This window comes from Thermobaculum terrenum ATCC BAA-798 (genome assembly GCF_000025005.1).
GTDB lineage: Bacteria > Chloroflexota > Chloroflexia > Thermobaculales > Thermobaculaceae > Thermobaculum > Thermobaculum terrenum.
This window is the reverse complement of the sequence record NC_013526.1, coordinates 575,716-588,087: the sequence shown is the minus strand read 5'-3', so window position 1 is coordinate 588,087 and position 12,372 is coordinate 575,716. Positions and strand designations below refer to the sequence as shown.

General features: G+C 63.2%; 9 protein-coding genes and 1 pseudogene. 3 read left to right on the top strand and 7 right to left on the bottom strand.

What is annotated here, in order from left to right; genetic code table 11:
- The first annotated feature begins 323 nt into the window (after nt 1-323).
- On the top strand, nt 324-2,891 hold the full coding sequence (locus tag TTER_RS12275; protein ID WP_012876361.1) for a glycoside hydrolase family 38 N-terminal domain-containing protein: 2,568 nt from the start codon (nt 324-326) through the stop codon (nt 2,889-2,891).
- Here the strand turns inward: TTER_RS12275 and TTER_RS15040 are convergent.
- On the bottom strand, nt 2,888-3,664 hold the full coding sequence (locus TTER_RS15040; RefSeq protein WP_049823070.1) for a CAP domain-containing protein: 777 nt from the start codon (nt 3,662-3,664) through the stop codon (nt 2,888-2,890). The genes TTER_RS12275 and TTER_RS15040 overlap by 4 nt on opposite strands.
- On the opposite strand from TTER_RS15040, the pseudogene TTER_RS12265 reads away from it, so the two are divergent.
- A pseudogene (locus tag TTER_RS12265) lies at nt 3,620-5,351 on the top strand (FAD-dependent oxidoreductase). The gene TTER_RS15040 and the pseudogene TTER_RS12265 overlap by 45 nt on opposite strands.
- Nucleotides 5,352-5,355: 4 nt before the next feature.
- On the opposite strand, the gene TTER_RS15465 reads toward TTER_RS12265, so the two are convergent.
- Nucleotides 5,356-6,393, bottom strand: coding sequence for an alpha/beta hydrolase family protein (locus TTER_RS15465; RefSeq protein WP_012876359.1), 1,038 nt, complete (start codon nt 6,391-6,393; stop codon nt 5,356-5,358).
- 155 nt (nt 6,394-6,548) lie between these two features.
- On the opposite strand from TTER_RS15465, the gene TTER_RS12255 reads away from it, so the two are divergent.
- Nucleotides 6,549-7,169: a DUF2726 domain-containing protein gene (locus TTER_RS12255; protein WP_012876358.1), complete on the top strand. Its 621-nt coding sequence runs from the start codon at nt 6,549-6,551 to the stop codon at nt 7,167-7,169.
- Between the two features lie 86 nt (nt 7,170-7,255).
- On the opposite strand, the gene cas2 is transcribed toward TTER_RS12255, so the two are convergent.
- The 5 genes from cas2 to cas5 are packed head-to-tail and all read right to left on the bottom strand — an operon-like array spanning nt 7,256 to nt 12,371.
- Nucleotides 7,256-7,519, bottom strand: a complete 264-nt coding sequence (gene cas2 / locus TTER_RS12250) for a CRISPR-associated endonuclease Cas2 (RefSeq protein WP_012876357.1) — start codon at nt 7,517-7,519, stop codon at nt 7,256-7,258.
- Nucleotide 7,520: 1 nt separating this feature from the next.
- The gene (gene cas1b / locus TTER_RS12245; RefSeq protein ID WP_012876356.1) at nt 7,521-8,513 is read right to left on the bottom strand and encodes a type I-B CRISPR-associated endonuclease Cas1b; all 993 of its coding nucleotides are present in this window, start codon (nt 8,511-8,513) and stop codon (nt 7,521-7,523) included.
- Nucleotides 8,510-9,007, bottom strand: coding sequence for a CRISPR-associated protein Cas4 (cas4, locus tag TTER_RS12240; RefSeq protein WP_012876355.1), 498 nt, complete (start codon nt 9,005-9,007; stop codon nt 8,510-8,512). The genes cas1b and cas4 overlap by 4 nt, the downstream gene beginning before the upstream one ends.
- Entirely contained in the window at nt 9,004-11,580 is a 2,577-nt protein-coding gene (locus tag TTER_RS12235) for a CRISPR-associated endonuclease Cas3'' (protein WP_012876354.1), read from the bottom strand. The genes cas4 and TTER_RS12235 overlap by 4 nt, the downstream gene beginning before the upstream one ends.
- Nucleotides 11,577-12,371 (bottom strand): CRISPR-associated protein Cas5, encoded by a 795-nt coding sequence (gene cas5 / locus TTER_RS12230; RefSeq protein WP_012876353.1) that lies wholly within the window; start codon nt 12,369-12,371, stop codon nt 11,577-11,579. Before cas5 ends, TTER_RS12235 begins: the two co-directional genes overlap by 4 nt.
- Between the last annotated feature and the right edge of the window lies 1 nt (nt 12,372).

Below are 12,372 nucleotides of genomic sequence, written 5' to 3'. Positions count from 1 at the left end.
TCCTCCACCGCCACCACGTCCACCCGGGGGACCATGGCGTTGCGCAGCCTCAGCTCCCCCAGCGTCAGGGCCGAGATGAGCCAGTCGAGCTCCCTGCGCGGTATGGCCCTGCCCCTGGCAGCCGCCTGCAGCGCCCACAACACCTCCGTGCGGCTGCGGGGAGGCAAGGTCGTCAGCAGCCTGTACACCAGCCACCGCCTCAGGCGATCCAGCATGTTCAACCTCCGTGCGCGTAGTCAGCTATAGTTTACCCCAAGCTGAGGGCTTGCCAGCGCCCACCCAGCCGTTGTACCCTGAAGGCTAAAACCCAGGAGGAGGCGAGCATGTACATAGGGATAGAGGAGGTGCACCTGATACACCACAGCCACACGGACGTGGGGTACACACACGATCAGCCCGTGGTGTGGGAGCTGCACCAACGGTTCCTAGAGAGGGCCATAGCGCTGTGCAGGGAGTGGGAGGGCAGCCAAGAGCCCCACGCCCTGCGATGGACGGTGGAGAACACCGGCGTGCTGCTTCGGTGGCTGGAGGGGGCATCCGACCAGGAGGTGGAGGCGCTGTTGAGGTTGGTGGAGGCTGGCAACATCGAGGTGACCGCTATGTCCTACAACATCACTCCCCTGTACGACACCGACGAGCTCTGCCAGGGGCTGCAACCAGTGGCGAGGCTGCGGGAGATGGGGATCCCCATCAGGTACGCCATGCAGTCGGACGTCAACGGCCACAACTGGCCCCTGGTGGACGTGCTGCTGGAGGCGGGCATCGAGGGCTTCTCCATGGCCACCAACATCCACTTCGGCGGCTCCCCCCTGCGCTGGCCCAACGCCTTCTGGTGGCAGGGACCCAGCGGCAGGAGCATCCTGGCATGGAACGGCTGGGACTACGGCTTCGCACGCGACGCCGGCATAGATCGCGACCTCCAGGAGTTCCGCGACATCTGGTGGCCCAGGATAGAGTCCTGGCTGCGCTCCCAGGACTACTCCCTGCCGGTGCTCATGCTGCAGATCTACGACGCCTTCGGGGACAACGCTCCCCCCAGCCCTACCCTACCAGAGTTCGTCCGCAGGTGGAACCAGGAGGTGGGCACCCCCAGGCTGCGCATCTCCCTGCCATCCCATTGGTGGCGGGCGGTGAAGGAGCATGCTGACCTGCTGCCCACCCATCGAGGGGATTGGACGGATTTTTGGAACTTCGGCTGCGGCTCCAGCGCCAGGGAGACGGCGATCAACCGCGCAAGCCGTGGCAGGCTGAGGGCGGCCGATGCGCTGGTGGCTGCCCTGGGGACTCCCACGCGGCGATGGTCAGGGCTGCGGGATGAGGCTTGGGAGGCGCTCATGCTGTGGGACGAGCACACCTGGGGAGCGGACATCAGCGTGCACCAGCCCCAGGCGGAGGACACCCTCTGCCAGTGGCAGCACAAGGCCTCCTACGCCCACACCGCCAGGAGCCTGTCGCTGCTGCTGGCGCGTGATGCCTCCGCCGAGCTGGGCAGGAGGGTGAGGGGGCAACAGGGTGATATCCTGCTCTGCAACTCCCTGCCCTTCCCCACCAGGGTCGTGGGTCCCCTGCGAGGGGCACACCTCCTGCCCAGGGGGAGGGCGGATGATCCCACCGCCGCTCGCCACTGGGCCAGCAGAGACTTGGGGATGCGCTGGGCGCTAGCGGAGGCCGTGGAGGTCCCGGCCTGCGGCTACAAGGTGGTGTCCCGGGAGCTCCTGGCATCTCCCCTGGGCGAGGGAGAGGAGCTGGTGGTACAGACCCGTCGCCACAGGGTGGAGTTCGATCCCCAGCGGGGAGGCATCAGGTCCTGGCACACCGCCCTCAACGGGGAGTTGGTGGACCCGGACTCCCCCTACACCCTGGGCGGCTGGGTGCACGAGACGCCGGTAGGGGAGCCGGGGCTGGAGCACCCTCGCAGAGCGCTGTGGGCGCCGGTGGAGAGGCGCCTGGGCCTCGCCAGGGGTTGGCGAGGGCGCTGGCAGGCCCGGAGGTCGGGGCCCACCAGGCTGCTGCGGCACGTGGTGTACAGGTGGTCCTGGGGCGTGGAGGTGCTCCAGGAGCTGGAGCTGCCCGTGGGAGGGCAGCTCATGGAGAGGACCATCATCCCCCACGACGAGGACTGGCTGGAGGTGGAGGCCAGCTGGGACATGGGGCAGCACACCTACCCCGAGGCCACCTACCTGGCCTTCCCCCTGGCCCTGCGGTCCCCACGCGCCAGGGTGGACGTGGGCGGCCAGGCTATGCGGGTGGAGGAGGACCAGCTGCCCAGGGCCTGTCGGGACTACTACACGGTGCAGGGCTGGGTGGACCTGGAGGGGATCGATGGGGGTGTGACGATCGCCTGCCCAGATGCCCCGATGGTGCAGCTGGGGGGCTTCACCTTCGGCTGGGACCAGCAGCGGGTGGAGCTGGAGGCTCCCTTGGTGCTGGGATGGGTCACCAACAACTACTGGGAGACGAACTTCCGGGCCCACCAACCCGGCAGGGTGAGCGCCAGGTACAGGCTGCTGCCCTACAGGGGAGAGTTCCAGGAGACTAGAGCGCACAGGCTGGGGCTGGAGATGGCCCTCCCACCACTGGTACAGCCTCTGTGGGAGCCGACGGGCGGCGAGCTGCCGGAGGAGGGCAGTTGGCTGCAGCTGCCTGAGCTCCCGGTGATAACGCTCCACATCTGGAGGGATGGAGAGAGGGTGCTGCTGCGGCTACAGAACGCGGCCGACGAGGAGAGCCTGGCGATGGTGGGCTCGGGGCTGCTGCGGGTAGAGTCCGCGCACAGGTGTGACCTGTGGGGAGGAGAGCTGGAGGAGCTGCCCGTGCGTGACGGGGGCGTCGCCCTCGCCATGCTCCCAAGAGCCCTCGCAACCCTCTCGCTGACCCTGGCCAGGGACTAGCGCACGCGCAGGTAGCGATAGCCGCTAACTGAGCGGAGGACATCCCTACCCCCTGGGAACACAGCCTTTACCCTGTAGCGTCCGGCAGGCAGGGAGACAGTCCTGCTGTAACGGGAGCTGGACGACAGGGTGTCCCCCAGGGAAGCGTAGTCCCGCCAGGTGTACCTGCCGTCCACCAGCACTAGCCTCTGTATCCGGAGATCCACGCCCCATCCTGGGTAGCTCCCGACCACCCGACCGGTGGCCAACGGCAGCTGCTCCCCCGAGTACACGTACCAGCTGCCATCTCGAGCTGAGTACCCTCCAAGGGACAGGGAGATCTCGGTGTCTCTCAGCCCGCCGAAGTCCGTCGTCCAGAACCAGCCGTAGGTCGAGCTATAGGCTCTGCCTATACCGATGGCTCTGTAGTACGGACTCTCCATGTTCTGGCGATGACCCGCAGATCCCATCCAGGCTCTAAAGGCGCTCTCCGCGGAGCCATAGCCCAGCGCCAGGTTCTCGCCCTTGGCGGTGCTGTAGGCGTACCCGAAAGCCGCCATCCGCTCGAACGGGTCCCTACCCTCCGAGTCCGTGTGCGAGAAGTATCCCTTATCGGCCATATCGCGGCTCATCCACTCCGCGGCCCTGGTCAACCTGGGAGACAACTTGAGCTCCGGCAGCCCTAGCTCAGCACGGTGGGCGTTGATCAGCCTGAGGAACTCGCTCTCCTCGCTATCCAGCGCCTTGGCATGCGGGGCTGCAACCGCTGGGAAGCTCAGCAGCAGGCAGACCACAAGGATCAGAGCCTTCAGTATGACGCGGTCTCTCAAAACATCATCTCCCTGTACATCTACGACTCAGCCAGTATAGAGGAGAAGCTGCCAGCGGTCAGTGGCCAAAAGGTCCTAGGACAAGAGTATCAATGGTCCTGGCTTGCGGGGGCAGCTGGCGGCTGGCACAATGGAGGACAAGCTATCCTGGGAGGTAGAAGGATAAGAGATCCAGACGTCGTGATCTATGGAGGCACGAGCGCCGGGGTGATGGCCGCCGTACAGGTGGCGAGCATGGGCCTGAGGGCCCTGATCGTCGAGCCTGGCTACCACCTGGGCGGGATGTGTGGGAGGACTGGCGCTGGAGTATTACCGACGCATCAGCGAGCGCTACCACCGGCTAGAGGCTTTCGAAGAGATGCTGGCTGCTCGCCGCAAGGTGCCGGAGCTGTGGAGGTTTGAGCCTCACGTCGCGGAGGAGGTGTTCAACTCCCTGGTTAGGGAGCACGGCGTGATGGTGATCCTCGGGAAGCGGCTGGATCAGGAGCACGGCGCGCGCCTGGATGCCAACGGGAGGATATCGGCGCTGCGCTGCGAGGACGGCACTCAGGTACCCGGCACCGTGTTCATAGATGCCACTTATGAGGGCGATCTACTGGCTGCTGCAGGCGTGTCCACCACGATAGGTCGGGAGCCCAATTGCCTCTACGGGGAGACGCTCAACGGCATCCGGGGAGAGAACACCTACCGTCAATTCGAGGTTCGCGTGGACCCGTACTGCACGCCGGGCGACCCGCAGAGCGGGGTCATCCCTACAATCCAGGACGAGCCCTTGGGAACCCCTGGCGAGGGGGATCATAGGGTGCAGGCTTACTGCTTTCGGCTGTGCCTCACGCGCGACCCAGCCAACATGATTCCCTTCAGCAAGCCGCCGGGCTACGACCCCTGGCAATATGAGATCTACCGGCGGTACGCGGAGGCAGGCGGGCATCTCTGGATACCTGCAGCCAATATCCCCCACGGCAAAACGGACCTCGGCAGCTGGCACGCCCTGTCGGCCAACCTCTACGGTATGAACCACGCCTATCCCGGCGGGAGCTACGAGGTACGCGAGCGGGTGCTGCGGGAGCATCTACTGTTCACGCAGGGGCTCTGCTGGTTCTTGGCCAACGACCCCCGAGTGCCGAGAGAGGTCAGAGAGGAGTGGTCGCAGTGGGGGCTGGCCAAGGACGAGTTCGTGGACAACCATGGCTGGCCTCGCCGATTCTACGTCCGCGAAGCTCGCCGCATGGTGAGCGACTACGTCATCACGGAGCGCCATACGTCAGGACGCGCGAGCGTACCGGATCCCGTGGCGGTGGCTTACTGGCCCCCAGACATGCACGCCACACGGCGCATCGTCCGCGACGGTGCCGCTTACAACGAGGGGTTCGTCTTCGGTGGGCGCCAATGGGGCCCTTTCGGGATCTCCTACCGCGCGCTGGTACCGCGATCGGAGGAGTGTGGCAACCTCATCACCCCCACCACCTTGTCCGCAAGCCACGTAGGCTACGGGGCGGTTCGGTTGGAGTGGACGTTCATGGCGCTCGCTCAGGCGGCCGCTACGGCAGCAGTGATCGCGATCGAGGACGCCGTGAGCCTGCAGGAGGTCAGCTATCCCAAGCTGCGCGCCAGGTTGCTTGCGGACGGGCAGGTGCTGGAGCTGGGGTAGAGCTCTACACGCCCCATACCTCGCGCAGGAAGGGCCACACATCCCTCCCGTAGTAGCGGTGACCGCCAGGCTGTGCGCTCAGCCTGCACAGATCGCCAGCTCCCAGCAGCTCGTAGATCTCCCGCAGTTGCCCGAATGCACGCCTCGAGGCCTCGATCGGGAATATCGGGTCTGCCTCGCCGCACACCGCCATGAACGGGCGAGGCGCCACCAGTCCCGCCACATCGGCCATCTCCCCCAGGCCCAGCAGCCCTGGCACATAGTTGCACGCGCAGTGCTCTATTAGCCCTATGGAATCGATGAAGGTACAGAAGTAGCAGCTGGGCACGCAGACGCCCACCCTCTCATCCACTGCGGCGGTGAAGAGCGACACGGTGCCTCCGCCCGAGTTGCCTGTGATCGCGATACGTCGAGCGTCCACGTCCTGTCTGCTGATTGCCCAATCGATCAGCCTGATCATATCCCACACCCTCTCCCCTAGCAGGGTCCGCCCGAAGAGCAGCGCCCTGTACTGCAGGCGGGCGCATGAGCTGAAGGTCCCCTGCCGAAGGTCATCTGGCAAGCGCATATCCCAGAGCCCACGCATCCCTGGGGCGATCGCCAGGTACCCTCGGCGGACCACCTGGCGGGCCACATCCTGTTCGAGCTCGTCCACCGCCCGCTGTATTTCCTCGGACTGAGCTATCCCCACCGCGGCCTGCCTGCCACCCGGCTCGTGCCCGTGCGGGGTGATCACTACGGGCAACGGTCCGTCCGTGCCCAGGGGCCTGAGCAGGTAGAACGGCAGCGATACACCTGGCTCCGTCTCCAGCAACCAGTCCTCGCGCACGTGATCCTCCAGCTGCTCCATGGAGAGACGCTGGGCACTCGGAGGAGCCGTTGGTACCCGCTGCCTTATCGCCTCCAGCCCCAGAGCGCGCCTCAGGGCATGTCGGAAGGCGTACTGCCAATCCACGACCTCCCGCGTACTGCCGGCACTAAAGCCGTACCTGCGGGGCGTATCCCCCTCCAAGCCCCTCACGTAAGCTTCCAAAGTGAACATGCTCTCAACCTCCGTCCAGCACTTAGCGACTATATTACCGCGAACGCGGGCCGAGGTATTAAATTAGTCACCTACTTGATAGCCGCCTGTAAGCTAGATTTCATCCCCAGACGTCATAATGCCCGAGAAACAACCAACACAGGAGGCGAATTAAGTTGAGAGACTCCACAAGACCCGGATGCCTTGGGACGCTGCTCGCGTTGTTGGGGATCAAGCCACGCAGCACAAGCACGCACGTATACAGGCTGAGGGATGACTTCCTCAGCCCGGCGGAGAGCTCCTTCTTGCGCACTCTGCTTGCTATCTGCGGCGACGGCGTGCTCGTATGTCCCAAGGTTAACCTGGCGGACCTGGTGTACGCTCCCAGGCGGGAGGGCCAGTTTGCTGCCTGGAACAGGATCAACCGCAAGCATCTGGACTTCGTGCTGTGCGACATGGATAGCTTGCGCCCGAGGCTGGCCATAGAGCTCGACGACAAGTCCCATAGCCGGCAAGACCGCAGGGAGAGGGATGACTTCGTGGATGGAGTCCTCGAGAGCTGCGGGCTTCCCTTGCTGCGCGTGCCCGCACGCCGAGCGTACAACCCCGCTGAGCTGAGGGAGGCGATCGCTAGGGCTTGGTCGGGGACGCCGATCTCGGCAGCCCAAGTGGAGAGGCCACGCGCCGAGCACAGGTGCGAGAGGTGTGGGGGTCTCATGGAGCTACGGAGCTCCAGCAGGGGGCAATTCTGGGGATGCACCAACTACCCCAGATGCAGGCACACGCTCCCAGCTTAGGCTGCAAGGAAACATACGTACCTCAACTTACAACCCCTTGCACCCCTCGTCCTAGCATCGTTGACGAGAGCTAATAGGTGGTAATTTCATAAGAAATTGCCCTCCTCGCGGCGGGGGGTGCCCAGCTCCTCCACCCGCATGTACTGGGTAGTGCGGAGGACGTAGAAGCGCACGGAGTCCGTGTCCTCCCGGATCACCCTGCGCACCTCGGACAGTAGCGCTCTGTACTGTGCCTGCGAGAGCTCTCCCTCGAGCACGGAGTTCTGGATGTGCACTAGGTACTTCCTGCCCACCTTGAGCACCTTGCTCACCCTGTCCACGCCCACATCGTAGGTCATGATCACGAACACGCTACCACCTGCTTACGTAAGGTACGTAGGGTTCATCCCCCAGGAGGTGCTTCTCGAGCTTGTACAGCTCCAGGCGTATGAGCCTGCGGTAGGAGGCCGCCCTGCCTAGCCTGGGATGCTGGAAGGTGTCCCTTAGACGCTCCTCGTACGCCTCCACGAACGCCTTGCGACCGTGGTCGTTGAGGAACACTCCCGAAGAGTCTGCTCGGAAGTCGCTGGCCTTGATCTCTCCCCGGTTGACAAGGCTAAAGATCACCCGGTCGACTATGACCGGCTTGAATATCTCCGCCACGTCGAGGTTGAGGGTGTACCTGCGGTGGTTGGTGGTATGCAGGAAACCTATGCGGGGATCCAGGTGGGTGCGGTAGATCTCGCTCAGCACCGTCACGTACAGCAGGCTGTTTCCAAAGGAGACCAGTGCGTTCACCCTGTTCTCCGGAGGCCTGCGAGTCCTGCTGCCGAAGCTGAACTCGTCGCTGCGGAAGATCTCGTCCCAGCAGCCGTAGTACGCCTCTCGGCAGCGCCCCTCCACCGCCATCAGCTCGCTGGTGGTTCGGCAGGCTTCCAGAAGCGGGGCAGCGGCTTCCATTTCGGTCAAAGTGCTTGAGAGGCCGGCACCTCGGCGGTTGTAGTAGGCGAGCACCTTGCGCATGTTCTCCAGCGCCCCGCCCACGAACGACCTCGCAAGCTGCATCCTCTTGGCATCGTCCAAGTAGTGGGCTGCCTGCTGCAGGGTCATGTAGCCCGAGACGTACTGCTCCCGCGGCATGTACGAGCCCGCCCAGTAACCGTAGTAGTTGTAGATGTGCAGGGGGATGCCGTGCTGGCTGAGGAAGTTCAGGAGCTTGGCGTTGACCGTTACCTCACCGAAGACATGGATCTCGCTCGTGGTCTCCACGGGCACGAAGCGCTTGGCGTTGGCCGTGACGAACCGTAAGGTGTTCTGCTCCCTCTCGAGCGTGCCAGCGTTGAAGATGTAGACCGGCTTCCTCATGCCCAGCAGAACTCCTCATAGGCACAGCTACCGCAGTAGCGGATCTTCCGAGCGTCCGGGGGGCGTTCGGCCTGCATAACTTCCTGGATGCCTCGCATGACCTCCTCAAGCTCCGCCTGCGCCTCCGGGGTTAGCTCAACTACCTCGCGCTTGCGCTCCTCTGGCACCAGCACCTCCCCCTTGGCCTGCACTCCCTCCTGCTGGAGCCGCCACAGATAGTAGCATACTTGGAGCCGGGCAGCTCTCATGTACCTGGAGGACTTCTTCACCTCTGAGATCACGAGCTGTCCTTTCTCCCTCCTGATGCGGTCTATGCGCATGCCCGGTAGCGATACTTCTCTAGCAGACCTCTGATAGTACTCTTCTTGTATCTGCCTTCCTTCTGCCAGCAGGTCATGCTCCTGTTCACCCTCTATCTCATGAGACATAAGCCATACTTGCCTTGGGCAAACTAAATATTGCCAAACTAAAGTTCCAGTCACCCCATCGCTCATAGCATCACCGCCTCGTCTCCCATCTTGTCCAATCGAAACCCAGTCTCAAGATCGTAGTACTCGGCCAGGTCGTCAGTGCTTATGTAGAAGTGGTCCTCCAATTCTGAGTGCCTTGGAGGCCTGTTGGCCAGAAGCCTGTAAGAGTAAGGTGTGATGATGAACTCGCCAAGGCAACTATAAGCGTTCCTGAGCTGCGTGCGAGCCCGAAACTTCTCGTCTACGCTCGCTGCAGAGACCCTAGCGTAGGCCTCGCGCGCCTCCAGCAGCCTCTTCAGCGCCCTACGGCCGATCTCCCCCAGCTCGACGATCACAGGATAGGCTTCGCCCGCCTCCTCGATGTGCCGGTACTGCGAGATCGAGACTTCGCCCTCCTTGCCGCGAAAGTTGAGCTTGCGCATGGCCCATATGTACGCCCTGTATTCATCGTCCGTCAGGAGATCGGGCAGCAGCGCGAAGTACTGTTCTATGTCTGCGTACAGCTCGGGCTCGTCCTTTGGCGAGGAGAGCACCTCCTCCATCTTCCTAGTGAGTACCTTCCCGTAGATGCGCTCGGCTAGGTGGCGCTCTCGCTCATCACGCAGCCCGACAACGTAGACTGGGCGCTGGTCATCGGCAGCCCAGGAGCGGTTGCAGCGTCCCGCTGCCTGCACTATAGAGTCCAGCGGCGCGTGATCCCGCACGACGACATCAAAATCCAGGTCCACCCCAGCTTCCACCACCTGGGTGGAGACGACTATAGGGCGAAGTTCTTCCTTGCGTCGCCGCAGGATCCTTGCGAGGCCAACTACCCGATGGCGTCTCTGCCAGGGCACTACGTTAGTCGACAGGTGCACCAGCATGCGCCCCTTGGGGGAATAGTCGTCCCAATAGCGGTCCCAATCATCCTTAGATCTATCTAGCTCCGAGGGCTCACGGTAACCCTCTATGCCGTCCAAGGATGTCAGCTGCTGATAGAAGCTTACAGCGCTGGGTATGGTGTTGAGTATCACGAGCACGGAGTGGTATCTCTCGCCCAGCTCGAGCACCAAGTCCTGCAGATCCTCGAGCGACCGCACATCCGCTCTCGGGACGATCTGCGTGCGGTCCAATAGCCCGAAGTATTTATCCGGCTGTGGCAGCACCTCCCGGGCTTCGGGGAGTATGCGCGGGCGAGTGGCAGTCATCTGGATCACGGTGCAGCCTAGGTGTTGAGCCAGCGTGGTGATGGTCTCGTGCACTAGGCTCCACTGCTCGTAGGGTATACTCTGGATCTCATCGAGGATGATGATGCTGCCGGCGACGTTGTGCAGCTTCTTCAGCCTGCGGTTGGAGTTGGTTACCATGGACTCAAACAGCTGGACGAAGGTGGTGACCACCACCTCCGAGTCCCAGGATTCTACCATCAGCAGCTGCTCCTCCGTGGGGACGTCCTCCTCAGAGCCCTTACTCCCCTGGATAGTGGCGAGGTGGTGATGCTTGATGAGGTATCCCAGGGGATCACTTGAGTACCCTGGCAGCTCACTGAGCACCTTCTGGATTACATCATGGTTCTGGTCGATGATGTTCGTGAACGGTAGAGCGTAGATGATCCGTGGCGTCCACCCCTTGGTGTTCCGGACGCGCTCCCGCAGCTTGAGGGCCGCACCGAGCGCTGCCAAGGTCTTGCCCGATCCCGTTGGCGCCGTGAGGCTGAAGAGACCAGGAAAGAGTTCCTCCACAGGCGTCTCCTCGAAGAAGCGTGTGCTCTCCTGGAACACGCCGTCCCTGATCTCGAGCAGCTCGGCTCGAGCCACACTCTGGTGCTCCCGCTGCATGCGCTGCACGTACCGCTCAACCAGCTCGTACGGGATGTCGTAGCGGGGCGCATCTCGCGTCCCCACTCGCGAGGAGATGTGCTTGTCGGCATCTATCAGGGCCGAGAACAGCAGCAGCGCGTGCCAGTAGGTGCGCATCGCCCCGGGATCCTCCGAGGCAAAGAACAGGTCCATGTAAGCCTCATACAGATCCCTCATCAGGCCGGGGACCACGTCTCCCGAGAGGAAGCCCTCCACCTCGGGCACGCCCAGAGCACTCATCTCGGAGATTATCTGCCCTTTGTGCTCCCCCTGCATGTTGGCTATCTGGGCAGCTATCGCCTCGTACTCGGCCTTTATGCCTCCGATCATGCGCTTGTAGAACGGGCTATCCCGCAACTGCTGCTTACCGGGCAGGATCATGGACGGGCATACCAAGGCGCCGTGGTGCCTCCATATCGCCAGAAACACCAACAGGGCAGCTTCCCGGTCGCTGTGCCAGCGCTGGCGGCAGACGTAGGCGCCCAGCAAGGCCGAGACCGGCGCGTGGTGGGTGTACTCGGGCTTGGGGGGAGGTTTCTCCAGAGGGGGAAGCTTCTCCTGGAAGAAGGTGGTGTACTTGCCGAAGTCGTGGGTGGCCCCCGCCACCCACGCAAGCTCGGATAGCCTCTCGGAGTCGGGCCAAGGCCCCACCAAGTACCCTCGAGCGGCCTCCGCCACCACCCTTAGGTGGTCTGCTAGGAGCTCCTCTGGATACTCCCTACCCCCTCTGGTCTCGGCTGGCCTGGCAATGAACTTCATTCCGACATGAATACCCCGTGCTCTGTGAGCTGTCCTCCATCGATGTCGGTGTAAGTGACGGTGAATACCGGCACGGACACCTTGGCCTCGATGGGTCTGTTGTGACGCTGCTCGTACACGAAGTTGCCTATCTGCAGCAACCTCCTATCGTTGTCCAGGGCGATCGGCATGCGCTCCTTCACGATCTGTGCGTCCGCATCCGGCAACGGCAGATCCACTATCTTGTCGGCGTTGATCACGGTCGAGATGGGCAGGACCTCCTCCCGGACCCCCAACTCCCAGTCCTCGACCTCCGCTACGGGCTCGATCACCGCCGGGCATTCCGTCATCCCGAGATAGGGTGGGTACACTGCTCCCGATCGCAGGTAGCCGGCAAAGCGTTCCAGCCAACCCTCATCGCGGTGCGTGAGGTAGACTCGATAGCGGAGCTGGCGGCGTCCTGACGCCGGGAAGACCCACTCTACCGGTGTCAGTGTGCGCTCCCTGCTGCCATCGAACCCACCTGCATTCCTGGACCACACGTTGCCCTCGGTCATCACGTAGTTGACGGTCTGCATCACACGGCGCACCGGCACACGTACCGACAGCGCGATGTCCGCCACACCTGGTGCCAGGTGCTCGGCATAGGTGTTCCTGTGCCCCTGCCGCTCGTACCCCATTATCCCCGCTATCAGCCCTGCCAGCACGGTCCTCGGAGGAAACGGGTAGGACAGGGACGAGGAGTTGGTGTAGAACTTGCGGAACATCGCATAGGCGCCCGCTAGGTCGAATATGATCATCTTGTTGGGCACT